This is a genomic window from Candidatus Benthicola sp., assembly GCF_058719085.1.
On the sequence record NZ_JBZQEK010000005.1, the window covers coordinates 12,724 to 36,853 of the forward strand.

Annotated in this window: 21 protein-coding genes; 7 read left to right on the top strand and 14 right to left on the bottom strand. The window is 68.7% G+C overall.

Annotation, left to right across the window (positions count from 1 at the left end; translation table 11 throughout):
* Positions 1–18: 18 nt before the first annotated feature.
* The 3 genes from AC36XV_RS00345 to gltX are packed head-to-tail and all read right to left on the bottom strand — an operon-like array spanning position 19 to position 2,898.
* Complete coding sequence (locus tag AC36XV_RS00345; protein WP_492201690.1) at positions 19–981, bottom strand: 2-hydroxyacid dehydrogenase; 963 nt, start codon at positions 979–981, stop codon at positions 19–21.
* Positions 971–1,450, bottom strand: coding sequence for a tRNA adenosine(34) deaminase TadA (tadA, locus tag AC36XV_RS00350; protein ID WP_492201691.1), 480 nt, complete (start codon positions 1,448–1,450; stop codon positions 971–973). Before tadA ends, AC36XV_RS00345 begins: the two co-directional genes overlap by 11 nt.
* The gene (gene gltX / locus AC36XV_RS00355; RefSeq protein ID WP_492201692.1) at positions 1,447–2,898 is read right to left on the bottom strand and encodes a glutamate--tRNA ligase; all 1,452 of its coding nucleotides are present in this window, start codon (positions 2,896–2,898) and stop codon (positions 1,447–1,449) included. Before gltX ends, tadA begins: the two co-directional genes overlap by 4 nt.
* 207 nt (positions 2,899–3,105) lie before the next feature.
* Between gltX and AC36XV_RS00360 the strand changes: the two genes are divergently transcribed.
* The gene (locus tag AC36XV_RS00360; RefSeq protein ID WP_492201693.1) at positions 3,106–4,395 is read left to right on the top strand and encodes an acetyl-CoA C-acyltransferase; all 1,290 of its coding nucleotides are present in this window, start codon (positions 3,106–3,108) and stop codon (positions 4,393–4,395) included.
* Positions 4,396–4,414: 19 nt separating this feature from the next.
* Here AC36XV_RS00360 and AC36XV_RS00365 read toward each other — a convergent pair whose 3' ends face one another.
* The gene (locus AC36XV_RS00365) at positions 4,415–5,323 is read right to left on the bottom strand and encodes a COX15/CtaA family protein (RefSeq protein WP_492201694.1); all 909 of its coding nucleotides are present in this window, start codon (positions 5,321–5,323) and stop codon (positions 4,415–4,417) included.
* A gap of 200 nt (positions 5,324–5,523) precedes the next feature.
* Here AC36XV_RS00365 and AC36XV_RS00370 point away from each other — a divergent pair, with 200 nt between their 5' ends.
* A complete protein-coding gene (locus AC36XV_RS00370) occupies positions 5,524–7,311 on the top strand; it encodes an ABC transporter ATP-binding protein (protein ID WP_492201695.1) in 1,788 nt (595 codons plus the stop codon).
* 46 nt (positions 7,312–7,357) lie between these two features.
* Here the strand turns inward: AC36XV_RS00370 and AC36XV_RS00375 are convergent, their stop codons facing one another.
* On the bottom strand, positions 7,358–7,927 hold the full coding sequence (locus tag AC36XV_RS00375) for a TlpA family protein disulfide reductase (RefSeq protein WP_492201696.1): 570 nt from the start codon (positions 7,925–7,927) through the stop codon (positions 7,358–7,360).
* A gap of 200 nt (positions 7,928–8,127) precedes the next feature.
* Between AC36XV_RS00375 and AC36XV_RS00380 the strand changes: the two genes are divergently transcribed.
* Positions 8,128–9,033, top strand: a complete 906-nt coding sequence (locus tag AC36XV_RS00380) for a GGDEF domain-containing protein (RefSeq protein WP_492201697.1) — start codon at positions 8,128–8,130, stop codon at positions 9,031–9,033.
* A 9-nt stretch (positions 9,034–9,042) separates the two neighbouring features.
* On the top strand, positions 9,043–10,224 hold the full coding sequence (locus AC36XV_RS00385; protein ID WP_492201698.1) for a DUF819 family protein: 1,182 nt from the start codon (positions 9,043–9,045) through the stop codon (positions 10,222–10,224).
* A 50-nt stretch (positions 10,225–10,274) separates the two neighbouring features.
* Here AC36XV_RS00385 and AC36XV_RS00390 read toward each other — a convergent pair whose 3' ends face one another.
* From AC36XV_RS00390 to AC36XV_RS00420, 7 genes are all read right to left on the bottom strand, one after another.
* Positions 10,275–13,778 carry an efflux RND transporter permease subunit gene (locus AC36XV_RS00390; RefSeq protein ID WP_492201699.1) on the bottom strand — a complete coding sequence of 1,168 codons (3,504 nt, stop codon included), beginning with the start codon at positions 13,776–13,778 and terminating at the stop codon, positions 10,275–10,277.
* Positions 13,775–14,884, bottom strand: coding sequence for an efflux RND transporter periplasmic adaptor subunit (locus tag AC36XV_RS00395; RefSeq protein ID WP_492201700.1), 1,110 nt, complete (start codon positions 14,882–14,884; stop codon positions 13,775–13,777). Before AC36XV_RS00395 ends, AC36XV_RS00390 begins: the two co-directional genes overlap by 4 nt.
* The gene (locus tag AC36XV_RS00400; RefSeq protein WP_492201701.1) at positions 14,881–16,605 is read right to left on the bottom strand and encodes a TolC family protein; all 1,725 of its coding nucleotides are present in this window, start codon (positions 16,603–16,605) and stop codon (positions 14,881–14,883) included. Before AC36XV_RS00400 ends, AC36XV_RS00395 begins: the two co-directional genes overlap by 4 nt.
* Positions 16,598–17,266 (bottom strand): TetR/AcrR family transcriptional regulator, encoded by a 669-nt coding sequence (locus AC36XV_RS00405; RefSeq protein WP_492201702.1) that lies wholly within the window; start codon positions 17,264–17,266, stop codon positions 16,598–16,600. Before AC36XV_RS00405 ends, AC36XV_RS00400 begins: the two co-directional genes overlap by 8 nt.
* Positions 17,267–17,371: 105 nt before the next feature.
* Positions 17,372–17,986 carry a hypothetical protein gene (locus tag AC36XV_RS00410; protein WP_492201703.1) on the bottom strand — a complete coding sequence of 205 codons (615 nt, stop codon included), beginning with the start codon at positions 17,984–17,986 and terminating at the stop codon, positions 17,372–17,374.
* A 128-nt stretch (positions 17,987–18,114) separates the two neighbouring features.
* On the bottom strand, positions 18,115–18,396 hold the full coding sequence (locus tag AC36XV_RS00415) for a hypothetical protein (protein WP_492201704.1): 282 nt from the start codon (positions 18,394–18,396) through the stop codon (positions 18,115–18,117).
* Positions 18,397–18,482: 86 nt separating this feature from the next.
* Positions 18,483–19,643, bottom strand: coding sequence for an aromatic ring-hydroxylating oxygenase subunit alpha (locus AC36XV_RS00420; protein ID WP_492201705.1), 1,161 nt, complete (start codon positions 19,641–19,643; stop codon positions 18,483–18,485).
* 179 nt (positions 19,644–19,822) lie between these two features.
* Between AC36XV_RS00420 and AC36XV_RS00425 the strand changes: the two genes are divergently transcribed.
* The 3 genes from AC36XV_RS00425 to trhA all read left to right on the top strand — a co-directional run bounded on the left by AC36XV_RS00425 (position 19,823) and on the right by trhA (position 22,356).
* Positions 19,823–20,359, top strand: a complete 537-nt coding sequence (locus AC36XV_RS00425) for a flavin reductase family protein (RefSeq protein WP_492201706.1) — start codon at positions 19,823–19,825, stop codon at positions 20,357–20,359.
* Positions 20,356–21,618 carry a M20 family metallopeptidase gene (locus AC36XV_RS00430; RefSeq protein WP_492201707.1) on the top strand — a complete coding sequence of 421 codons (1,263 nt, stop codon included), beginning with the start codon at positions 20,356–20,358 and terminating at the stop codon, positions 21,616–21,618. The genes AC36XV_RS00425 and AC36XV_RS00430 overlap by 4 nt, the downstream gene beginning before the upstream one ends.
* Before the next feature lie 90 nt (positions 21,619–21,708).
* A complete protein-coding gene (trhA, locus tag AC36XV_RS00435; RefSeq protein ID WP_492201710.1) occupies positions 21,709–22,356 on the top strand; it encodes a PAQR family membrane homeostasis protein TrhA in 648 nt (215 codons plus the stop codon).
* A 205-nt stretch (positions 22,357–22,561) separates the two neighbouring features.
* On the opposite strand, the gene AC36XV_RS00440 is transcribed toward trhA, so the two are convergent.
* Together AC36XV_RS00440 and AC36XV_RS00445 are read right to left on the bottom strand one after the other, a co-directional pair.
* Entirely contained in the window at positions 22,562–22,978 is a 417-nt protein-coding gene (locus tag AC36XV_RS00440; protein ID WP_492201708.1) for an OsmC family protein, read from the bottom strand.
* Between the two features lie 63 nt (positions 22,979–23,041).
* Positions 23,042–23,941, bottom strand: coding sequence for a hypothetical protein (locus AC36XV_RS00445; RefSeq protein WP_492201709.1), 900 nt, complete (start codon positions 23,939–23,941; stop codon positions 23,042–23,044).
* Positions 23,942–24,130: the final 189 nt, after the last annotated feature.

The following is a 24,130-nucleotide window of genomic DNA, read 5'->3' on the forward strand; positions in this document are numbered from 1 at the left end:
GCCGCCTGCCGGGTCCCGTCACACCACCCGGTTGGGGGGCTCCTCTCCGGCCAGCGCGGCCCGGGCGTTCTCCGCCGCCAGGTCCCACATCGCCTGGCGCGCTTCCCGGGTGGCGCTGCCCAGGTGCGGCAGCACGAAGCAGTTCGGCAGGTCTCTGAGTCCGAGGGGGATCTCCGGCTCGTTCTCGAACACGTCGACGCCCGCCGCGGCGAGGTGACCCGAGCGCAGGGCCTCTTCGAGCGCACGCTCGTCCACCACCGCCCCCCGCGCCGTGTTGATCAGGATCGCGCCCTGTTTCATGACCGCGAGCCGCTCCGCGTCCAGGAGGCCCTGCGTGTCCGGCGTCAGAGGCAGGTGCACGCTCACTACGTCGGAAGCGGAGAGCAGCTCCTCGAGGTCCTCGACGCGCCGTCCGCCGGCCTCGGCCTCGAGGGCGGGCGAGGCGGATCGGCTCCAGTATCGGATCTCCATCCCGAACGCCGCCGCCCGTCGGGCCGTCGCGACGCCGATGCGGCCCGCACCCAGGATTCCGAGGACCCTTCCCTGCAGTCCCATGCCGAGGAGCTCGGTGGGACGCCACCCCTCCCATTCCCCGCTCAACGCCAGGTCGAGGCCCTCCCGCATCCGGCGGGCGGCCGCCAGCAGGAGCGCCATCGCGAGGTCCGCCGTCGCGTCGGTCAGAACGCCCGGCGTGTTGGTGACGGTAACCCCGCGGGCGCGGGCGGCCTCGAGGTCGATGTTGTCGTAGCCCACCCCGTAGTTGGCGATCACCCGGAGCGCCGGGAGTTTCTCGATCGCCCCGGCCGTGACCGGTTGCGAGACGAGCGGGACCAGGGCCTCTACGTCGTCGCGCGCCGGGAGCGGCTCGGCCGACGGATGAAAGCGCGTGACCTGGCCCCCGGGCCAGGCGGGCTCGCGCCCGGCGAGGTCGCGGAGCTCCTCCGCGACGATCACGCAGCGCCCGGACGCCTCAGGGCTCATGAACCTCTCCGTTCCGATTCCGCCGCTCGGCGAAGAACTCCTTGAGGAGGGCCGACGCCTCCTCGGACGCGACGCCGGAAAGGAGCTCGACGCGGTGGTTCAGCCGCGGGTCCTGCACGAGGTTGCCGAGCGATCCGCACATTCCCGCCTTCGGGTCGAGCGTCCCGAACACGACCCTCTCGACCCGCGACAGGACGATCGCCCCCGCGCACATGGCGCAGGGCTCGAGCGTGACGTACAGGGTGTGGCCCTCGAGCCGCCAGTCCCCGAGGTGGGCCGCCGCCCGTCGAATCGCCAGCGCCTCGGCGTGCGCCGTCGGGTCGGACAGCTCGCGGGTGCGGTTGCGCTCCTCGAACGCTTCGCCGGAGGGCGAGACGACCACGGCCCCGACCGGCACCTCGTCGGCAAGCGCCGCCTCCCGCGCCCGCGCCAGGGCACGCCCCATCCATCGGAGGTCGTCGTCGCTCACGAGGCCTCGAGACGGCCCAGCTCAGCGAGGCCCGCGTCGATGCGCGCCAGCGCGCGCCGCCGGCCGAGCAGCAGGATCACGTCGAAGATGCCGGGACTGTCCTGCACTCCGAGTAGGGCCACCCGCAGGGGTCCGATCACCTTTCCGAAGCCCACCTCACGCTTCTCCGCCACGCCCCGGAGACCCGCCTCGAGCTGCTCGGCATCGAACGGCTCGACGGCCTCGATGACTGCTCGTTCCTCGGCGAGGATCTCTCGCGTCGCCTCCGGGTCCTTGAGCCAGTGCTTCCGCACCGAGGCCTCGTCGTAGGACACCGCGTCCCCGAAGTAGCGGAGACTCGACGCCGCCAGGTCGGGGATCGTGCGGGCCCGCGTCTTCTGGAGCTCCACGACGGCGGCGAACCGATCGGCTTCGGCGGCGACCACTTCGCGGCCCGCGTCGTCCAGCGCCTCCAGGGCGAGGGGCACCAGTTCGTTCCCCGGGGTGAGGTCCAGATACTTACCGTTCAGCCACTCGAGCTTCTTCGGATCGAAGACCCCGGCCTTCTTGAGGATCCGATCGAGGCTGAAGGCCTCCACGAGCTCGGGCAGAGTCATCAGCTCGCGGTCGTCGCCGGGCGACCAGCCGAGGAGCGCCAGAAAGTTGACCAGCGCCTCCGGAAGGATTCCCTCGTCCCGGTAGGCTTCCACGGACGCGGCGCCGTGCCGCTTCGACAGCCGCTTTCCGTCGGGGCCGAGGATCATCGGGACGTGCGCGAAGATCGGCAGTTCCGCGCCGAGGGCCCGGTAGATGAGGATCTGCTTGGGCGTGTTGGACAGGTGGTCGTCTCCGCGGATCACGTGGGTGATCCCCATGTCCACGTCGTCGGAGACGACGGCCATGTTGTATACGGGGGTGCCATCGGATCGCAGGATGACGAAGTCGTCCAGGCTGCGGCCGGCCACGGTCGTCGGACCGTGCACCGCATCGTCGAAGGTGATGTCGTCGTCGGGCACTCCGAAGAACACCGCATGCGGCTCCCCGTCCGCCGCCCGACGCTCCGCCTCGGCCGCGTCGAACCCGTCCGTCTCCCGGTAACGGAAGGGCCGCACGGCTTCGCGAGCCTCCGCCCGGAGCTCCTCCAGCTCCTCCTTCGTGGCGAAGCAACGGTACGCGAGGCCGCTCTCGAGGAGACGAGCCACGTCCGCCCGGTGTCGCTCGAGCCCATCGGCCTGATGGACCGGCGTCTCATCGATTTCGAGCCCCAGCCACTGCATCGCCTCGAGGATCTGACCGGTCATCTCGTCGCTCGACCGCTCCCGGTCGGTGTCCTCGATCCGGAGAAGGAAGGCGCCGCCGTGATGGCGGGCGAACAGGTAGTTGAAGAGCGCCGTTCGCGCCCCCCCGACGTGCAGGTAGCCCGTGGGACTCGGAGCGAAGCGTACACGAGGTGAAATTATTGTATTCATTTGCTTTACGTACGATTATTTAATGTCTGACGTGAGAAATATCACCGCCGGCGCCTGTCGAAGCCCGCGCGCGGGCCGGCATACCGGGTGGCCTGCCCGTGGCGCCCGTCCGGTGGGATCACCCATCTTGCGTCGTGCGTCGCTCCGGCGCCACCCGTGTCCGCGGCCCGAGGCCGCGCGGTCCGCGCCCCGTGAAAGGAAGTCGAAATGTCGTCCGAGGTCTTCGTGGTCCCTTCCCTTCGCAGCCCCTTCGCCCGCATGGACCGGGAGCTGGACGACTTCGATGCGCTCCAGCTCTCGCTTCCCGTGGTCCAGCAATCCATCCTCGGCGGGCACGGCCCCGGGCCCGAGGGCCGGGGTGGAGTGGACCTCTTCGTGTGGGGCGCCGTCATACCGTCTCTCGCGATCAGCAACTGGGCGCGCGAGGTGTGGCTCGACTCCGGGCTCGATCCGCACGTGCCGGCCGTGACCGTGATCCAGCAGTGCGGCACCAGCCTGGCCGGCGCCACGCATGCGGCCGGTCAAATCCTCTCCGGGCATGCCCACCTGGCGCTCTGCGGAGGCGTAGACTCGATGTCCGGCGCCCCGATCGGCTTCGGGCGCGGACTCAGCCGCGTGATCCGGCGTACCTCCGGCGCGCGGGGCGTCAAGGCCGCCGTCGGGGAGCTGCGGAAGCTCCGTCGCAAGGACCTCCGCCTCGCCGTTCCGGCGGTCAAGGAGCGGACGACCGGCAAATCGATGGGCGAGCACGCCGAGATCACCGCTTCCCAGTGGAGCATTACGCGCGAGGAGCAGGACGTCTTCGCTGCGGAGAGTCACTGGAACGCCGTGCGGGCGGCAAACGAGGGCTTCTTCCGGCCGCTTCTCGTATCTCCCGGCACCTACCCGGTGGATGTCGATACGCTGCCCCGGTCGGATTCCACGATGGAGAAGCTGGCGAGCCTGAAGCCCGCGTTCGACCGGGAAAGCGGGACCCTGACGGCCGGCAACTCCTCGCCGCTCACCGATGGGGCGGCGAGTGCCTGGATCGCCGACTCCGTCGGGCTCGAGCGCCTGGAGCCGGACGCGCCGGCCGTGCGGCTCCTGGACTGGGAGCAGGCCGCCGTGGACATCGACGCGGAGGGTCTGCTGATGGCCCCGGCGCTGGCGATCCCGCGCCTGCTCTCGCGCCGGGGGCTCTCGTACGGGGACATCGATCTGTGGGAGATCCACGAGGCGTTCGCGGCCCAGGTGCTGTGCACCTTCCGGGCGCTGGAAGACCGGAACTGGCTCCGAGAGCGCGCCCGGGTGGACCGGGACCTCGGTCCGTTTCCGCGGGAGCGCGTCAACCCCCGCGGCGGGAGCCTCGCCCTCGGCCACCCCTTCGGAGCGACGGGAGCGCGCATTCTCTCCCAGGCGGCGGCCCAGCTGGCCGAGATGCCCTCGGGTCGGAAGGCCGTGGTGAGCATCTGCGCCGCCGGCGGCCTCGGCCACGTCGCGCTCCTCGAAGCGCTGTGAGGCCACCGCTTCGGCGGTCCTAGATCAGACCGGCTTTCTCCTGCGGTCGCGCCGCGATCCACGCCAGCGCCACGAGAGCGCCGAAAATGCCGGCTCCGAGCGCCACGTGGAAGAGCCGCATCCACGTGGGCAGCGACATGGATACCATGCCCGCCGCGATCACCACCTGCAGCACGATCAGCGAGGTCGCGAGAAGCGCGGCGATCCGGGCTCCGCGGTCCCCTGGACGCCGTCGCGTCACGAACCGGGGGAGGAAGAGCGCCCACACGAACAGCGCGTACGCCACCAGCCGGTGTCCCCAGTGGATGTGCATGAGCGGGTTGTCGGCGGGCATCCAGCTTCCGTTGCAGGCCGGGAATCCCTGGCACGCGTGCCCCGCGTCGAAGTTCGCCACCAGTCCTCCCGCCACCACCACGACGAACCCGTACACGGCCGTCCAGAACACGGCCCCCGAAGCGGCATCCGGCTGCCTCACCTGGCGCCCGGAGTCCCGCGCGCCAGCCGCCAGGGCCGACGCGATCAGCAGTCCCATGAGCAGGAGAGCCGTCCCGAGGTGGAGCGTCACGGTGATCGGCGGAAGCTCGAACCACACGGTGAACGCCCCCAGCATGATCTGGACGACGACCAGCAGGGCCGCGAGCAGACCAGCGCGCCTCAGTCGCGTCCACAGGGGATCTCCGACCACTCCCCACTTCCACGCCGTGACCGCCACCGCGACCACGAGGAGCGCCACCAGCGCAGCGACGATGCGGTGACCGAACTCCACGAAGGTCGCGAACGACATGTCCGGGACGACCTGTCCGTTGCACAGCGGCCAGTCGTCACCACACCCGAGGCCGCTCTCGCTGATCCGGACGAACCCACCCAGTACGATGAGGCCGTACGCCGAGACGGCCGTGATCCAGGCCAGGCGGGACCAGGTTCGCAAGCGATTCGAATCCGACACCATACCTCTCTCGTCGACTTGAATGGACGCCTCCGGGCGCCCCTGAAAGGGTCGGGTCCGACGCCCCGGAAGGCCTCCTTCCCCGTATGGTGCGCGCGGCAGGCGGACGGTAGGTTCCGGTCGTCGACGGACGGAACATAGACACGGGGCGCCCCCGAGGAAACCGGGAATCCAGCCATTCGATGACCAGACCCCGAGAGGGTAAGTCCGACTTCTCGCTGTTCGCGATCCAGCAGCTTCTTCCGCGGCTGCGTCCGCACCGCACGGCGCTGTCGGTGGCCGCGGTCGCGCTCGTCATCAGCGCCGCGATCGGACTCGCCTTCCCCCTCATCGTCCGGCACCTGATGGACGCGGCGTTCGAGAGCCGGGATGCCTCGGCCCTCAACTCGATCGCCCTGCTGCTGTTCGTGGTGTTCGCCGCTCAGGCCGTGTTCAACTTCGTGCAGGTGTTCCTGCTCAGCGCCACGTCGGAGCGAGTGATCGCGGGCCTTCGCACGGAGTTGTTCTCGCACCTCCTCACGCTGTCGCCGGGCTTCTACTCGGAGAGCAGCTCGGGCGAGCTGACCAGCCGACTCGCGTCGGACTGCTCGACGCTCCAGGTGGTTCTCAGCCACCAGCTGGCGGAGTTCCTCCGTCAGATCCTCTACCTCGTCGGGGCCCTCGCCCTGCTGGCCATTCTCCACACGGACCTGATGGTGACGACCATCACCGTGGCGCCCGTCGTCGTCCTGAGCGCCTTCGCGTTCGGGAGCATCCTGCGCGCGAAGAGCACCCGGGTGCAGGACGAGCTCGCCATGGCGAACGCGGCGGCCGAGGAGGCGTTCACCCAGATCCCGATCGTGCAGAGCTTCACCCGCGAGGGCTGGGAGGAGAAGCGGTACGGAAGCCGGATCGCGCGCGCCCTGAAGACCGCCATCCAGCGCGCCCTGGTCCGCGGGATCTTCTTCGGGCTGATCACGTTCATCGCCTTCGGCGGCATCGTCGTCGTGCTCTGGAAGGGGGGGCTGCTGGTCCTGGAGGGCCAGATCACCGCCGGAGACCTGGTGTCCTTCCTCCTGTACGCGGTCTCGGTGGCAGCGGCCATCACGGCGCTCGCCTCGCTGTACAGCGGCTACCAGGAAGCGATGGGCGCGGCCCGGCGCGTGTTCGACCTGCTGGAGACGGAGCCGGCCATCAAGGAGCCCCGTCACTCCGAGGCGCTTCCGCCGTCGAGCGATCCGGGCGGCCTCGTGTTCGGTGACGTGTGGTTCCGCTACGGGCCCGAAGAGCCGTGGGTCCTCCGGAACCTGGACCTGGAGATCCGCCCGGGAGAGATCGTGGCGCTGGTCGGACCGAGCGGGGCCGGGAAGTCGACGCTGGCCGCCCTCGTACCGAGGTTCTGGGACCCCACGCAGGGCGTCATCACGCTGCGCGGGGCGGACCTGCGCCGCATCCCCCTCATCGAGCTGAGAACTGCGGTCGGGATCGTGCCCCAGGAGCCTCTGCTGTTCGCCGATACCATCTACGAGAACATCGCCTACGGACGGCCGGAGGCATCCACCGAAGAAGTGATGCGCGCCGCCCGATTCGCCCATGCCCACGAGTTCATCCAGGGTCTGGCGGCCGGATACGAGACCCTCGTCGGTGAGCGCGGCATCCGGCTGTCGGGGGGCCAGAGGCAGCGCGTCGCGATCGCGCGCATCTTCCTGAAGCAGCCGGAGATCCTCATCCTCGACGAGGCGACCAGCAACCTCGACACCGAGAGCGAGGCCCTGGTCGAACAGGCGCTCGAGACGGTGATGGAAGGGCGCACGACGCTGATCATCGCCCACCGCCTGAAGACCGTGCAGCGGGCGGACCGGGTGCTGGTGATCGACGATGGCAGGATCCTCGAGCAGGGCACGCACGCCGCCCTGGTGGCCGAAGGAGGGATGTACGCCCGCCTGTACCGGGGCCAGCTCCTCGAGCCGCAGGAGGTTCCGGGAGGCTAGGCTTCGGGCCGGCTCGCCGAGCGCCGTATGGCCACCGGCGCGGAGATCAGCCGCCGGGCGGCTGGGATTCCGCCAGGGCCCGGATGTCGCGCAGGAAGACGGCCGAGGTCCTCGGGCCGGCGTAGCGGGCCCGGATCACCCCGTTCCGGTCGATCAGCAGGCTGAAGGGATACCCCGGGGCTCCGAAGCGTCCGACGGCCGTCGCATCATCGGAGAGCCACAGGGGATAGTTGATGCCGTGACCCTGGCCGAAGCTCGCCACATCCTCTCCGCTGCCGGAGCCGATCGCCGGTCCGATCACCGTGGCGCCGAGATCTGCGATCGCCTCCTGCACCTCGATCAGGTGCGGGATCTCCACGAGGCACGGCGGACACCAGGTGCCCCAGAAGTTGAGGAGCACGATCTGACCGGAGTACTCCTCGAGGCCGACGGTCCCTCCGTCCAGTTCCCGGAAGTCCGCGGCCGGAAGCGGGATCTCCAGCCAGGCGACCTCGCCGCCGGCCGCGCCGACCGGAACCGCGGGACCCGCGGCGCGACCACTCGACCCGGAGGTGACCCCGTACGCCACGACGGCCGCGGCCGCCGCGATGGCAACGATCACCGCAATGCGGCTCATTCGCTCCGACATCGTCTCCCGTCCGGCCACGAGTCCGTCTCGACGTGGATCATGCCCGAAGATCCGATGGCCGAGCACGTAGAGCAATGGAGCGACTCGAGGTCCGTTCTTGTGCGGCCCGGCGCGCTCACCTCATTATGCAGGTGGAGTGCGGCTGACGGCGAAGGCCCGGCCCCGGCGCGACCCCAATCCTCCGATCCATGATCGATCCGCGGCCCGAAGATCTCGAAGTCGAAGCGAGAGTCCCCAAGCGGGCTCTCGTGATCAGCCTCGTGGCCCTGGCCATGGCCGGTCTCCTTTCGAGCCTGTGGCCGCAGGCCCTCGAGGAGATGGCAGCGCTCACCTGGCTCCTGGCCCTGGTGCCCGCGTTCCTGTTCGCTTACTACCGCGGGTGGGAGGGCGCCGCCACGGGACTTCTGATCGCCATGATCGTCCTCATCGCGATCGAGATCGTGCCCGCCCTGGTGACGGGAACTCGGGTCGACTGGCGGGTCTCCGGAGCGCTCACGGTCGTGTTCATCGCCGCCGCGTTCGGGCTCGGGGGTATCGCCGAAGCGCTACGACGCCAGAAGGCCGCGGCCATCGGTCTCGCCCTGCACGACACGCTGACCGGACTTCCGAACCGACGCATGCTCGACCTGTTTCTCGAGCAGCACTTCGCCGCCTCTCAGCGGGGACAGGGCCTGGCCGTGGCGATCTTCGATCTCGATCGCTTCAAAGCCTACAACGACGCTCACGGCCACGCCGAAGGGGACGAAGCGCTTCGCGCCTTCGGCGACATCCTGCGGGCGGAGACCCGGGACGCGGATGTGGCGGGCCGATACGGGGGTGAGGAGTTCCTGGCCATCCTGCCGGCTCAGACGGCCACCGGCGCCCGGCGATACGCCGAGCGCGTGTGCCAGACCCTCGCGCGGCGCGAGCTGTCGACGGGAGCGCGGATAACCGTGAGCGCCGGGGTGGCGGTCTCCGACCCGACGATGTCCAGCGCCACCGAACTGGTGCGGGCGGCCGATGCGTCCCTGTACCAGGCCAAGGCGGCCGGCGGCAATCGAGTGGAGCCGGCCGCGACTCACCCGAATGACCCCCTGCCCTCGAACATGGAATAGACCGCCTCGATGACCCCCCTCATCCAGGAACCGATGGCCGTCTTCGGCTATCTGGCCGCCGTGTTCGCCCTCGTGTTCTGGGCCAGCACCCTGCCCGCTCTGCAGAAGGTGTTCAGCATCACCCCGGCGGTGATCTACTGCTACTTCGTCCCGACCCTTTCCACGACGGTCGGCATCATCCCGATGAGCTCGCCGGTGTACGACTGGATGACGCGCTACCTCCTCCCGGTCGCGCTGCTTCTGCTCATGATCACCGTGGACCTGAAGAGCATCCTCAAGCTCGGACGAACGGCGCTCATCATGGTCACGGCAGGCTCCATCGGGATCATGATCGGGGCCCAGGTCGCCTTCGTCGCGTTCTCGCGCTGGCTGCCGCTCGAGGGCTGGAAGGGACTCGCGGCCCTGACCGGAAGCTGGATCGGCGGTACGGCGAACATGGTGGCGATCGCGGAGAGCGTCGGAACACCGGACGCGATCATGGGCCCGATCATCGTGGTGGACACGGTGGTGGGGTACGGGTGGATGGGCGTCCTCCTCTTCCTGAGCGCCTGGCAGGCATCGTTCGACCGGCGGCTCAACGCGGACACGGGCGCGCTCGAGCAGACGAACCGGGTGCTCGCCGAGCTCGACGCGCACCGGCGACCGACCGAGCTCCGCGACATCTCCATCATCCTCGGCCTCGGGTTCGCCGGCGCCGTGCTGGCGGTCCGCCTCGGTGAGGTGCTGCCCGTGCTGGGCGATCCCACGATCATCAGCCACACCACGTGGGCCGTGCTGATCGTGGTGACCGGCGGGCTGCTGCTCAGCTTCACCCGGGTTCGGAATCTCGAGGAGGTCGGTGCGTCCCGGGTGGGCTACGCCGCCCTGTACCTGCTGCTCACGGCGATCGGGGCGCAGGGCAACCTGATCGAGGTCCTTTCGGCCCCCGCGTTCTTCTTCGCCGGGATGCTGGTCATCGCCATCCACGTCGCCATCATGCTGGCGGCGGCCCGGCTGGTGAAGGCGCCCTTCTTCTTCGTGGCGACGGGGAGCGTAGCGAACATCGGAGGCGCCGGCACGGCCCCCATCGTGGCCACCGTGTACCATCCGGCGATGGCGCCGGTCGGCCTGCTGATGGCGGTCGCCGGCTACATCCTCGGCATCTACGGGGCCCTCGGAGCCGCCTGGATGCTGGGGGTCCTCGCCGGCTAGGGCCTAGCCGGCAGCCGTCGGTCCGCGGTGCCGCGCCGGCGCCGCCACCGTCACGTGCCGGTCCGGATCGTCCTCTCCTCTGGCGCGTCCAGCGTGAGCGCCGCCTGTCCGTTGGCCCGGAAGTGTCTCCGCATGAACGCCACCGCATCATCCAGCAGCGAGTGCATCACGGGCAGCAGGATGAGGGTGAGGAAGGTGGCGAAGGTCAGCCCCGCGATGACGGCGATCGCCATCGGTCCCCACCAGGCCGCCTGTGCGCCGCCCCAGTAGATGTTCGGGTTGAGCGACCGGTAGAAGCGGTTGAAGTCGATGTTCAGGCCGATGGCGAGCGGAATCAGCCCCATCACGGTGGTGATCGCGGTCAGCGTCACCGGCCGGAAGCGGGTGACGCCACCCATGATCAGCGACTCGTCGGGCCCCAGGCCATCCCGGTTCCGGAGGACGTGGATGTAGTCGATGAGGACGATCGCGTTGTTGACCACGATCCCGGCCAGGCTGATGACCCCGACGCCGGTCATGATCACGCCGAACGGCATGTCGAACAGCAGGAGGCCGATGAGCACTCCGACCGTCGACAGGACCACGGTGCTCAGGATGAGGACCGGCTTCAGGATCGAGTCGAACTGCGAGATGAGGATGAACGCGATCAGGAAGAGCGCCCAGAGGAAGGCGCTCACCAGGAACGCCTCCGATTCCTGCTGCTCCTCCTGCTGCCCCGTGTAGCTCATCCGGTAGTCGGGCGGAAGCTCGGCTCGGAACCCTTCGAGCGCGGTCTGCACCTCGGCGAGAACCGCATTGGCGTTGTAGCCCTCGCGCACGTCGGACGACACGGTGACCACACGGTCCATGTCCTTGCGGTTGATGCCACTCAGCCCTTCCTCCACCCGCCAGGTGGCGATCGCCGGGAGCGGCACCGGGTCCCCCATCTCGCTCTCCACGGTGAGCTCGGCGAGAGAGGAAAGGTCCGCCCGGTCCTTCTCGGCGAGACGTACGACGATGTCGTATTCCTCTTCTCCGTCGCGGAACTCGGAGGCCTCGGTTCCGTTGATGGCGTTCCGGACCGTGCTTCCGATGTCGAGCGTGGTGACTCCGAACAGGGCCGCCTTCTCGCGGTCCACCTCGACCCGGAGCTCCGGACGGGCGTCGTCTAGATCGCTCTCCAGCCCCTCCAGCTTCGGAGCGACGCTCGAGTTCGACAGCAGGGCGACCATCCGGTCTCCGAGCTCCTTGAGCCGCTCGAAGTCTTCCCCGGTGATCTCGATGTTGATCGGGCGACCGGTGGGCGGTCCCATGTTGGGCTTGTCCACCGTGATGGTGGCGCCCGCGACATCGCCTCCGATCGCGGAGCGCATCACCTCCAGGGTCTCCCGCGTGTCGTGCCCGCGCTCCTCGAAGTCCACGAAGCTCACCGCGACGGTGGCGTACTGCGACCCGGTCTGGCTTCCGAAGTCGGCGATCTTGGACCCGGTCGTCGCCACCACGGACTCGTAGTCGGCCCGTCCCTCGATCCCTCCGAGCTCCCCCTCGAGCCGCTGGACGATCCGGTCGGTCACCTCCGCGCGCGTTCCGACGGGCGTCTCGACCTGGACCCAGATGTCGTCGGGAGGGATGTCCTCGGGGAAGAACTCCACGCCGGCGTTGAAGGCCCCGAACAGCATGACCACGCCGACGAACATCGCCACCGTCCCGCCCATGACCGAGAAGCGGTGACGGAGCGCCCACCGGAGACGTCCCTCGTAGAAGTGGAGGGTGGCCGGAAGCGACTTCTCCCGCACCCACCGCCCGGCCGGCTCGAGGACGTACCGGTTCAGGAGTACGAGGCCGAAGACCGTGACCGCCAGGAGGGCGGTGGTCAGCGGCCTCCCGCGCGCGAGGGCGAGGAGCACCAGTCCGGCGAAGACCCAGGCCCCGATCTTGAACTCGCGGGTCAGGCGCATGCGTGGCTCTCCCTCGAGTCGCATGAACAGCGAGCACAGGGTCGGGTTGATCACCAGCCCCACGAACAGCGAGGCCGTCAGGGTGATCATCAGGGTCTTCGGCAGGAAGCTCATGAACTCGCCGGTGATCCCCGGCCAGAACGCCATCGGCGCGAACGCCGCCAGCGTGGTGGCGGTGGCCGCGATCACCGGCATGGCGACTTCGGCGGTGGCCAGCTTGGCCGCCGCCTTGTTGTCGAACCCCTCCTCGCGGAACCGGTAGATGTTCTCGACCACCACGATCGCGTTGTCCACCAGCATCCCGAGCGCCAGGATCAGCGAGAACAGGACGACCATGTTCATGGTGAAGCCGAGAATCTCCATGGCGCTGAACGACAGGAGCATCGACAGGGGGATCGCCACACCGACGAACGAGGCGTTCCGCACCCCGAGCGCGAACAGCAGCACCGCCACGACCAGGATCAGACCCGAGATGATGTTGTTCTCGAGGTTGCTGACCATGCTGCGCACGTACTTGGCCTGGTCGGAGGTGATGCTGACGTGCGTGGTGGGCGGAAACGCAGGTTCCATGTCGGCGACGACCTCACGCACGGCATCCGACGTCTCGATGATGTTCTCGCCCGTTCGCTTGCTGATGCTCAGGGTGACGACCGGGTTGCCGTTCAGGCGGGCGTAGCTCTCCCTCTCCTTGAACCCGAAGTCCACCGTGGCCACGTCGCGCACGTAGATCGGGCGATCGCCCGGGGCCTCGATGACGATGTCCTCCAGGGACCGCGTGTCCTCGAACTCTCCGGGAACGCGCACGAGGTACTTCACGTCGCCCACGTCGATCGTCCCGCCCGGGACGGTCACGTTCTCGAACGCGATCGCATCGATCACATCGTCGAAGGAGATGCCGTAGAACTTGAGCTTCGCGAGGTCGACGTCGACCTTGACCTCGCGCTCGAGCCCACCGGAGAGCTGGACGCTGAGGACCGACGGGATCTGCTCGATCCGGTCCTGGATGTCCTCCGCCAGGTCCTTCAGGCGCACGAGGTCGTACTCGCCCGACACGTTGACCTGCATGATCGGGAACTCGGAGAAGTTGAACTCGAGGATCGCCGGCTCCTCCGCCGCCTCCGGCAGCTCCGGCTTCGCGATGTCCACCTTCTCCCGCACGAGCTGCAGCGCTTCCGTCATGTCCATCCCGGCCTCGAACTCGGCCGTGATGCTCGAGTAGCTCTCGACGGACTGCGAGGTGAGCGTCTTGATGTCGGAGATCTTGTTCAGCTCCTCCTCGAGCGGCCGGGTGACCAGCGTCTCGATGTCCTCCGGGGCGACGCCCGAATAGATCGTCGTCACGGCGACGAAGGGCACCGTGACGTCGGGCGAGGCCTCCTTGGGAATCGTCAGGTACGAGTAGAGGCCCCCGAGCACGATCAGCACCAGCAGGGTCAGCACGCTGATCGGGTGGTCCACCGCGAAATCGGTGAGCCGGAAGGTCTTGTACCGCCCCAGGTCCATCTTCACCGGATCGCGTCGCTCGAACAGCCGATCGGCTGCGCTGCCGGCTGCGAGGCGCTCCTCGTCCCTGGGCCCGCGCCGCAGGCGCTCGCGGAGCCTGTCGAACCAGCTCATCGGTCGCTCCCTTCGCCCACGTCCCGCACCCGATCACCCGCATCCACCATCTGGTGTCCGGTGGTGATCAGGCGCTCACCCGGCTCGAGGCCGCTCTCGATCACGACCTCGTTCTCGAAGCTGGGACCGAGGACGACGGGACGCGCTTCGGCATGGAGACCCCCCTCATCCTCGGCGGCCACGAACACCTGGTAGCCACCCTCCGTCCGGACCACCACCTCCTGCGGAACGACGATCACATCTTCGAAGCGCTCGGTGGCGACCCTCACGTTGGCCACCATCTGCGGCTTGAGCCGGCCGTCCGGATTGTCCAGGAGGACTTCGATCGGGAAGGTGCGGTTTCGCTCGTTCACCGCGGCCCCGACGTAGGAGATCGTGCCCTCGATCGTGCGGCCCGGGAGCACGTCGAAGGTGAGAATCGCCGTGTCGCCCGGTTTCACGTAGGGTCCGAATCGTTCCGGGACGCCTCCGACGACCTTCAGGCGGTCGACGGTGAGTACCCGAGCCACGGCTGTGCCGGGAGCCACGACCTCACCGACGTCCACGAAGCGATCGTCGAGCACCCCGTCGATCGGGGACTTGATCACGTGGCGGGCGAGTCGCGCCTCCAGGAAATCCAGGCGGGCGTCCGCCGACTGCGCATCGTACTTGGTCTGGAGGAAGGCGATCTCGCTGCCGATCCCCTCCTCCTCCCACAGCTGGCGCTGTCGCTCGTACCGCTCGCGGGCGAGGGCCGCCGAGGCCCGTGCCTCGTCGACCTGGGCGGCCAGCGTCTCATCATCGATGCGGACAATCGGCTGGCCCTTCCGAACCGGAGCGCCCTTGTCGACCAGCACCGCCTCGATCACCCCGCTTTCCTGCGAGCTCACGACGACATCCTCGTACGCCTCGACCGCCCCGGTCATGCGCACGTAGGCGGTGAAGCCGGACAGCTGCAGGGTGCGCATCTCGACGTTCACCGTCCGCACGTACGCCCCGTCTCCGGACGCCCCCGAGTTCTCCGTCGCTTCGCCCGACCCGCAGGCGGCAGCCAGCAGCGCCGCGATCACGGTTCCCGCCACCGCCCCCGCGCTCCAACGATCTATCACTTCGTGCCTCGCCTTCATCGGTCGCCGTTCCTCTCGTCACTGGACCCCGGCTCGTCGAACGTCTCCGGGTCCACCCTGTCCTCAGGGGTGATCTCTCCCTCGATCATCGAATCCACCACCGGGTCCACGACCGGCACCACGCCGACCGCGAGGTCCAGCTGGGCCTGCGCCACCAGGTAGTCGTAGATCGCGATCGCGTAGTTCTGCTCCGCCTGCCGGAGGGCGAGCTCGGCCTCGGTGACCTCGAGCCGCGGCTGGGTGCCCGCCAGGTACTCCGTTCGCACGATCTCGAAGCCGCGCTGCGCCTGGGATACGGCCTGACGCTGCGCTTCGGCCCGGGATCGGGCCTCGGACAGATCGGCCTGCACGGTCTCGACCTCGTTCGACGCCCGCTGCTTCAGGTCGCCGATCTGCTCCTCGACCTTCCGTACGCCGATCTTCCGCTGCTCGACGCGGTTCCACCGGCGCCCACCGGAGAAGATCGGCACGTCGACCTGCAGGCCGACGGCCTGCGCCGAGAAGCGCTGGTCGGGGTTCTCCCCGAAGAAGTTGAGGGCTCCGTTCTCCTGTGCCTGCAGGCTCCAGTTGTAGAAGGCCGAGATCGTCGGAAACAGCTGGGTGCGCTCGTACTTCACCCGGGCCTCCTCGAGATCCCGCTGCAGCCGTGCCTGCTGGAGGTCCGTTCGCTTCTGGAAGGCGACCGTCTCCAGGTCCGAGAGCGGCGTTCCGAGGGCGTTCCGAACGCCCCGGAAGGAGAGCAGAGCTTCGTTGTCCTCCGAGTTCTCCGCCCCGTCGGCGAGATCGATCTGGTGCAGCTCGCCGAACGCCGCGGCGGCCTGTCCCTCCCCTAGCCCCATCTCGACCGCTAGATCGCGGCGTCGCTGGGCCACCTCGTTCTCGGCCCGCCGCAGGTTCGGCTCCAGGTTGGCCAGCTGTACCTCGAGCCGAAGCACGTCGTAGTCGCTCGCCAGACCGGCCCGGTTCAGGGCCTGGGTCTCTTCCAGGGTCTGTCGCACCCGCTCGATGCTGTTCCGGGTGACGCGCACCGCCTCCTGCGCCAGGAGCACGTTCAGGTAGGAGATCCGGGTCGTGGTAGCGACGCCCTGGGCCGATCCGCGCAGCGCCTCCCGGGCAAGGTTCCGGAAGGAGGAGGCCGTGCCGACCCCGACGAACACGCCGGCGTCGAACAGGGGCTGGTTGACCGTGAGGCCCGCGTTCCACTGGTTGTCGGCTCCGAAGGTGACGGCGATCAGGTCGTCCGGGTCCGCTTCCGGATCGAAGATGAACGCCGGGAGGAAGGCCGAGGGGAGCGTGAGGTTCCTCTGCAGCGAGGCGAAACCGTCGACGTCGGGAAACAGCGCGCCGTAGGCCTCGGATACCTGCTTGTTCGCTTCCTCGAGGTCGTACTGCGAGATCGCCAGCTGCCGGTTGTTGCGCAGGGCGATCGCGATCGCCCGCTCCAGGGTATAGGGCCGCAGTTCGTCCTCCGTCGCTTCCTGCACCGACCCGGATTCGCCGCCCGACTCCGGATCTCCGGTCGCCCGCGGCTCGCCCAGTCCTTTCTGCTCCGTGAGCCCGCCGTCGGAGCGAAGCACCGGGGAGGTCGTCGAGTCCGTCTGGAGCCCGGCATCCTGTGCCGCCACCGGGTCCGCCCCCGCGACGAGCAGGCCGAGCACGCACAGGAGGGCCGCCAGGGCCCGCCGCCCGGTCCGCCATCGTGTCTCGAGTCGATCAAACATGTTCCCCTCCCCTCGCCTCCTCGGGCGCCAGACCGATCCGAACCAGGTCGCGGAAATGCTCGAACAGGCCGATCGTCAGCTCCTTCTCGTCGTGACCGGAACAACATTCCGCATCCGCCAGCAGATCGTGCGGGTCGCAGGCCATGAAGATGGTCACCAGGCCGTGCACGATGGACCACAGGTAGAGGACGACGAGGTCCGGCTCGGCACGCCGGATGTTCCCCGCCTCCATGGCCTCGACGACGCACTGACGGAGCACCCGGTATCCCCCCTGCCCCGGCACGTCCTCGATCTGCCGCGGGGTGGGCGTCTGGATCGCGAAGATGATCTTGAAGTACTCGCGGTTCTCGAGGGCGAAGCGGATGTAGGCCTCGCCGAGGGCCGCCACCCGCTCCATGGAGCCGGGCGGGAGGTCCTCGATCGCATCCCACATGTACGCCTCGGAACGCTGGAACCCGTGCTGGACGACCCGGTCGACCAGGTCTTCCTTGCCGTCGAACCAGTGGTAGATCGCCGTGGCGCTGAGGCCGACCCGCGAGGCCACGGCCCGCATCGAGAGAGCGTCGAGGCCACCTTCGGCGAGGAGATCGCGCGCGGCCTCCAGGATGGCGGTCTCGGTCTCGCGCGACCCCATCCGATTCGCGACGCTGGAATCAGTCATGAATTCACCCTTAACGTCGTTAAGTTAACAGCGTTACATTAACACTGTTAACCGCAACGTCAAGAGAGGTTCCCCTGCGTTCGTGTAACGGGTATGTAACGGCCGTCAGCCGTCGGTGACCGAGAGCCGGCAGCGGACGGAATACCGACCGTCGACGCCCGGCCCACTCACCTCGTATTCCCCGGGATCGGCGAGCGCCGTGGACCCCCGGAACAGGGGCGCCGCTCCTCCGGCCAGCCGGGTCAGGAGGGCCGACTCGAGGTCCGTGGCCGCCGTCCCGAGAGCGTCCGAGACGATCCAGGACGGCTCCGGAGCCAGAGAGCGCGCCCGACCGATCAGAGTGGACACGACGTCCCCGAGGGCTCGCCGGAGCCGGTCCCATCCGTCGGACCGGTTCACATCGAGCACTTTGAACTGTACCGAGTGCACCCCGTCGCCTCGGACCAGCAGCACGAGGCGATCCCACTCATCGATCTTCGCCATGTCGAACGCCGCGCCCTTCCCCTTCTCGGCCCCGCGCACGTAGTCGGGGCTGTCGCGCCGCTCCGGGTCGCACTCCCACCAGCGATCGAGGTCCGGCATCACGGCGTGCTCGGTGTCGTGCTCGCCGCGACCGTTCACGTATCGCACGTCGGCGACGAACCGGAAGTTGGCCTTCCTTCGCGAGAGCTTTCGGGGGAACTCGAAGCCGGTGATGGTCAGCTCGTAGGTCCTGGGCATGACGCCTCCTCTCCGCGAGCCCGGGGCTCGCCCATGGGTGAGGGGCGCAGGGGTGGTCCATGCTCGGCGGCCGGCGGGATCGGCCGCAGCTCACTTCGTTCGCGTGTCGGGCGAGGGGGGCGCGGCTCCTAGCCGGCCTCGTCCTCCTCCAGCGCCCGTTCGAGACGCCGGTCGAGATCCATGAACGCGCGGTCCCAGTCCCCGGCCTCGGCATGCCGGACGACCGTCTCGCGCTTCTCTCCCCAGGACAGGACCACGCCGACCGCCTTCCCGGTCTCGCGCTCCTCGAGCACGAACTTGGCCAGCTCGAGACTCGCGGTCCTGTCCTTCAGGGTGTCGGCCACGGCCTCCACCCGGCCCTCGAGCTCGGGTGTCAGCTCCGTGCCACGCGTCGATACCTGTATGCGCATCGTCTTTCCGTTCCTTCTCTGTCCGACTGCATCCGAAGGGTCCGGCCCGAACCGTCACTCCGTCCGGGCGGCCCGGCCTGCCCCGCTCAGGCTCCGTCCTCGTGCCGCGGATCCAGCGGGGGCGGGCCCGTGGGCCGGTCGCCGCCCTGCAGCCAGCGGCCGTAGGCGTCCCGCAGCAGGTCCTGGAAGTGGTGCACGCCCGCCTCGAACTTCACCGAGAAGCGGCCTCGGTCGTAGCCGCGCGAGCGGAGTCCGCGCTGCACGTACTCGCAGATCTCGATGTCCTCCGCCTGGACCCGATCCGCGAACTCTACATCTTCCTCGATCCGGCGGCGAGCCTCCTCCGATTCGACGTCCGCGTAGAAGTACTCGAAGATCACCCGGCAGGTCTGGTGATCGACGGGCACCACGAGGTTCGTCTGCAGCCGACCGGGCAGGATGTTCAGCATGTAGTTGGGAAACACGAAGTAGTACCAGGCCTCTCCGCCGCCCGCCTCCCGGTACAGGTTGGCGTCGGCGGTCAGGTCGCTCGTCTGCAGCGAGTACCGGCCGTGGGTCTCGGTCGCGTAGCTCCGGTAGTCGTACAGGCGCATGAGCTCGGGGTGCACCAGCGGCACGTGGTATCCCTCGAGATAGTTCTCGACGTAGACCTTCCAGTTCGCCCGCACCTCGTACTCCACGCGTCGGAAAGGCTTCATCTCCGACAGCCGGACCGGGGCGATCCTCTCGCGGATCCCGGCCAGCATCGCCTCCAGCGGCCCCGCCTCCGGATCGAGGTGGACGAAGATCTGGCCCTCCCACATCTCGGCCCGTACGGGCACGAGTCCGTATTCGCGGCGGTCGAACAGCTCCACCCGGTCCCAGTGCGGCACACCCCTCAGCGTGCCGTCCAGCTGGTAGGTCCACCCGTGGTATCCGCACTGCAGCACCCGGCCGCAGCCGTCGCCGGTCGCCAGCGGACCGCCGCGGTGCCGGCACACGTTGTAGAACGCCCGCAGCTCGCCCTCCACGTCGCGGATCACCACGACCGGGTCCCCCGCCACCTCGGTCACGAACCACGAACCGGGGCCCGACAGACGACCCTCGTGGCCCACGCCCTGCCAGGTGCGGGCGAAGACGGCCTCGAGGTCCAGATCGTGGAACCGGGGCTCGGTGAACCAGCGGGAGGGGATCGTCTCGGCGCGCGGAAGGTCGGAGCGGCGTGAGAGCTCCGCTTCCACGTCGGCGAAGGTGGTCCTGTCCAGCATGACGGCACTCCCCTTGCGAAGGCCCGGTGACGAAACACTCGGGACGAGTGGCTATTTAGGCCGGGCCGTGTCATGATGTAAAGGCCATCGGGGGAGGGAGGCCGCGGATGGAGCCCAAGCCGCTTCAAAAACTGGTTCAGCTAGATCTGGACAAGCCCATATGGGAACGTTTTTTCTGGGTGTCGCCGCTTTGCGTCGTCGGCACGCTCGAGGAAGACGGCACGCCCGACCTGGCGCCCAAGCACATGGCCACTCCGATGGGGTGGCAGAACTACTTCGGCTTCGTCTGCACTCCGAGACACTCCACCTATCGAAACGCGCAGCGTGAAGGCGCCTTCACCGTGTCGATGCCGCGTCCCGACCAGGTGGTGCTGGCCAGCCTTTGCGCCGCGCCCCGGTGCGAGGACCACGCGAAGCCGGTGGTGAAGCACCTCCAGACGCGGCCGGCGACCCGGGTGAAGGGCGTGCACCTGGCTCAGTCGTACCTCTTCCTCGAGTGCGAGGTCGACCGGATGGTGGACGGGTTCGGCGAGAACAGTCTCGTGGTCGGGCGGATCGTGGCTGCCGCGGTCGCCCACGATTCTTTGAGAACCCGCGAACGGGATGGGCAGGACCTGATCCACGACGCCCCCCTGCTCGCCTACCTGGGACCGTGGCGGTTCGCGGCCATCAAGCGCACACACGCCTTCCCGCTTCCGGAGGGATTCGAACGTTGAGCGGGCGCGAGACCGCCGCGCCGCGGATCCTCGAGTATCTCCGTTCCCGGGAGAGGGAGATGGTGCGCCTGTTGACCCGACTGGTCGAGGCCGAATCCCCTTCCCTCGACCCGGCCACCCAGGAGGCCCCGCAGGCCCTCCTCCGGCGCGAGCTCGAGCGGCTCGGCTTCGTGGTGCGATCCCTTCCGGGCGCGGAGTCCGGCGGGGAGCTTCTCGCCATCCCGCACGGTCGGGTCAAGGGACGCTCGCTTCAGCTGATGGTCGGCCACTGCGACACGGTCTGGGAGACCGGCACGCTCGACCACATGCCGGTCGTGGAGCGGGACGGACGGCTGTACGGGCCGGGCACGTACGACATGAAGGGCGGGCTGGTGAACATCATCTTCGCCCTTCGCGCCCTCCGGAAGCTCCGGCTGAAGCCCGAGGTGACGCCGGTGGTCCTGATCAACTCCGACGAGGAGATCGGGAGCTGCGACTCGATGCCGCACATCAAGCGGCTCGCGAAGGCCTCGGAGCGGGTGTTCATCCTCGAGCCGGCGCTCGGTCCGGCCGGGAAGCTTAAGACGGCCCGGAAGGGGAACGGCTTCTTCGAGATCCGGGTCCTCGGGCGCGCAGCACACGCCGGCCTCGAGCCGGAGCGCGGGGCGAGCGCCATCCTCGAGCTCTCCCTCGTCATTCAGAGGCTGTTCGCCCTCAACGACCCGGAGCGCGGAATCAGCGTCAACGTGGGCACGGTGGACGGCGGACTGCGCACCAACATCATCGCCCCCGAGAGCCGCGCCACGGTGGACGTCCGCGTGCTGACGATCGAGGACGCCCGCCGGCTGGAGGCGGAGATCCTGTCGCTCGAGGCCACCACGCCCGGCACCGAGCTCGTCGTCACCGGGACCATGAACCGTCCCCCCATGGAGCGGACCCCCGGGAATCAGCACCTGTGGAAGATGGCCCGGGAGGACGGACGGGAGCTCGGGCTCGAGCTCCAGCAGGGCACCTCGGGCGGCGGCTCGGACGGCAACATCACCAGCCTCTTCACACCCACGCTGGACGGGCTCGGGCCGATGGGGGACGGGGCGCACGCCTCGCATGAGCACGTGATCGTGCGCAGCCTCCCGGAGCGGGCCGCCCTTCTCGCGATGCTCCTGATCGAGCCTTCGATCGCCGACGTGGCGCGCGCCAGCCGCTCCAGCCTCCCGCGGGAGGAGGCGGAGGAGCTGCTCAAGGGCGCCAACGCCCACGTGCACAAGGGGCCAAGAGCCTGACGACGTTCCGCCGCACGGGTCGATCCGTTATGCTGGGTCGAGTTCGTTCAGGAGATCCGTACATTTCGGCAGGAGTGACGAGTGAGAGGGGTGGGACGGGCGCGTCTCAAGCATCGCCGCGAGGAGTTGGCCAACACGCTGACGCACGCGTTCGGGACGCTGTGCGGCATCGCGGCCACGGCCGTCCTGGTGACGCTGGCCGCCCTGAAGGGAGACGTGTTCCACGTCGTCGGCGCCGCCGTGTTCGGCACGACCCTCGTGGTGCTCTACTCGGCCTCCACCCTGTATCACGCCGCGCCCCAGAAGAGCGTGAAGGCGCGGCTCCGGGTCGTCGACCACTCGGCGATCTACCTGCTGATCGCCGGGACCTACACCCCGTTCACTCTCGCCGGCGTGCGAGGCGGCTGGGGGTGGACGCTGTTCGGGGTCATCTGGGGCCTCGCGGCGGCCGGGATCGTGTTCAAGCTGTTCTTCACCGGACGCTTCCGGATCGTCTCGACCCTGATCTACCTGGCCATGGGGTGGCTGGTGGTGATCGCGGCCAAGCCGGTCGCCGCGGCACTCCCGGGCGCCACGCTGGTGTGGCTGGCGATCGGGGGGCTGGCCTACACGGGCGGGGTCTACTTCTACGCGGACCGGCGAATCCCATACGGACACGCGATCTGGCACCTGTGTGTGATGGCCGGCAGCACCGCGCACGTGGTGGCCGCGGCGCTGCTCATCCTGACCGCGGGCTAGGGTCTTCGATCGGGCCGCCCGGGGCCCTTCGGCTTCTCGGCGGCCGTGTCAGAACCAGCCGAGCATCAGCCCGATGGCCAGAACGATGAGCGTCACGACGGCCAGCCAGGCTTCCTTCTTCCCGGGGTAGTACATGATCCGCTCCGGTTGGAGAACCACCACGGAATCCACCTGAAACTACCCGCCAGCCCGGCCCCTCATTCGTTCAGCCGGTGAACTCGACCTCGTCCACCAGCTCGGCGCCCGCCATCAGCGTCTTGTGCACCCGGCAGCGGGTCACGATCTGCTCCAGGCGCTTGCGAACCGCGTCATCGTACTCGCCCTCGAGGGTGACGTAACTGGTGATACGGTCGATCTCGCCCTTCTGACCCTCGGGGGCCGGGACTCTCTCGTGCTCGTAGCGGGCCGACACCGGCCCGAGCTCGATCCCTTTGTGGTTCGCGTAGAGAACCAGGGTCACCAGGGTGCAGTGGGCGAGCGCCCCGAGCAGCATCTCGTAAGGCCGCGGAGCGGTGTCCGTGCCACCGTTGCTCTCGGGCTCGTCGCCGAACCACTCGTGCCTTCCGTTGGTCAGACCGATCCGGGTCCCCTCGATCACCCGGGCCGTGATCTCTGCAGGCATGTCCGTATCCTCTTCTCGTTCAGGCGGGCGCTGCTTCGCGAGCGCGACGGGAGCGTCTTCGCCTCAACCGATCCCGATCGCGTCCTCCGGTGCGACGCCGCGATCCACCGCGTCGTAGTCCAGCTGGCTGCCCGCCATGCTGTGCGGGATCAGGTAGACGCCCACGGTGACGATCGCCGCGATCACCACCGCGATGCGGGCCTTGCCCCCTCCGGTCGTTTCCTCGGACGCTCCCCTGCCAGCGCCCCGCCCGATCGCGATCAGGGCGAAGAACCAGGCGAGCCACATGACCAGCGTCTTGTTGTCCGTCAGGTCCCACCCGAAAGGTATGCCGGTCCACCAGTCGTCGAAGGCGTACTTCTGGACCCATGGCCCGAGGAGGAACCCGCCGATGGTGAACAGGATCAGCGCCACCCAGCTCAGCTTGCGAAGGCCCTGGGCCGAGATCAGCGCACCGAGGCCGGCGCGCCACGCCACCAGGACGCCGAAGAACATGAAGCCGACGTGCAGGATCAGCACCCAGGCCGGCACCCAGCCCTTGAACCGGATGACCGCGTTCTCGCCGGTGTCCGGGACCACGACGGTCCCCGTCGGAGTCGTGAGCTCGAGGTGGTACTCGAGCTTCCCGGCCGGCGGCTGCGCCGGAAGCGTCCCGGCCAGCTCGGCTTCACGGCGCACCAAGGGCACCCGCGTGAACTCGTCGTCCGTCGGGTAGCGCCGGTAGACGAGGTCGCCGGCCACGCCCGCCGGGGCCGGGATGACGACGACCGTGTCACCCGTCGAGTAGGCGGAGCGCACCAGCCGGTACTTCACCACCTGCTCCCCGACCGTGTACGAGCCTCGCAGCTTGTAGGTGGGGCCCGTGTACCGCTGGTAGACGCCGGCCGCCAGCATGAGAACGAACGCGAGGATCCACAGCGCCCGGCTGCGGCCTCGTCCGAGGGTCTTCCCTTCGCCTCTCATCGATCCTCCGAGGGGGTCGTAGGATCCAGCATCGGAATCGATTGATCCGCCTCAACGCGCGAAGATAGGGAACGCGTGTGCGCGGCGCGAAATCTATGCGGGTGGGTGGGTGCGGCTATCCGTAATTGTGCGGGGGTGGGTGAGCACTCGCGGTCATGACAATGGGTAAAGGGGGTCGCTCGTGGAGCG

Excerpts from the sequence above, each read along its gene's own strand:
- AC36XV_RS00385 (WP_492201698.1), top strand. The coding sequence starts at position 9,043 with ATGACCCCCCTCATCCAGGAACCGATGGCCGTCTTCGGCTATCTGGCC.
- AC36XV_RS00405 (WP_492201702.1), bottom strand. The coding sequence starts at position 17,266 with ATGACTGATTCCAGCGTCGCGAATCGGATGGGGTCGCGCGAGACCGAG.
- AC36XV_RS00345 (WP_492201690.1), bottom strand. The coding sequence starts at position 981 with ATGAGCCCTGAGGCGTCCGGGCGCTGCGTGATCGTCGCGGAGGAGCTC.
- gltX (WP_492201692.1), bottom strand. The coding sequence starts at position 2,898 with ATGAATACAATAATTTCACCTCGTGTACGCTTCGCTCCGAGTCCCACG.
- AC36XV_RS00420 (WP_492201705.1), bottom strand. The coding sequence starts at position 19,643 with ATGCTGGACAGGACCACCTTCGCCGACGTGGAAGCGGAGCTCTCACGC.
- AC36XV_RS00445 (WP_492201709.1), bottom strand. The coding sequence starts at position 23,941 with ATGAGAGGCGAAGGGAAGACCCTCGGACGAGGCCGCAGCCGGGCGCTG.
- AC36XV_RS00380 (WP_492201697.1), top strand. The coding sequence starts at position 8,128 with ATGATCGATCCGCGGCCCGAAGATCTCGAAGTCGAAGCGAGAGTCCCC.
- AC36XV_RS00390 (WP_492201699.1), bottom strand. The coding sequence starts at position 13,778 with ATGAGCTGGTTCGACAGGCTCCGCGAGCGCCTGCGGCGCGGGCCCAGG.
- AC36XV_RS00360 (WP_492201693.1), top strand. The coding sequence starts at position 3,106 with ATGTCGTCCGAGGTCTTCGTGGTCCCTTCCCTTCGCAGCCCCTTCGCC.
- AC36XV_RS00370 (WP_492201695.1), top strand. The coding sequence starts at position 5,524 with ATGACCAGACCCCGAGAGGGTAAGTCCGACTTCTCGCTGTTCGCGATC.
- AC36XV_RS00440 (WP_492201708.1), bottom strand. The coding sequence starts at position 22,978 with ATGCCTGCAGAGATCACGGCCCGGGTGATCGAGGGGACCCGGATCGGT.
- AC36XV_RS00415 (WP_492201704.1), bottom strand. The coding sequence starts at position 18,396 with ATGCGCATACAGGTATCGACGCGTGGCACGGAGCTGACACCCGAGCTC.
- AC36XV_RS00395 (WP_492201700.1), bottom strand. The coding sequence starts at position 14,884 with ATGAAGGCGAGGCACGAAGTGATAGATCGTTGGAGCGCGGGGGCGGTG.
- AC36XV_RS00410 (WP_492201703.1), bottom strand. The coding sequence starts at position 17,986 with ATGCCCAGGACCTACGAGCTGACCATCACCGGCTTCGAGTTCCCCCGA.
- AC36XV_RS00400 (WP_492201701.1), bottom strand. The coding sequence starts at position 16,605 with ATGTTTGATCGACTCGAGACACGATGGCGGACCGGGCGGCGGGCCCTG.
- AC36XV_RS00375 (WP_492201696.1), bottom strand. The coding sequence starts at position 7,927 with ATGAGCCGCATTGCGGTGATCGTTGCCATCGCGGCGGCCGCGGCCGTC.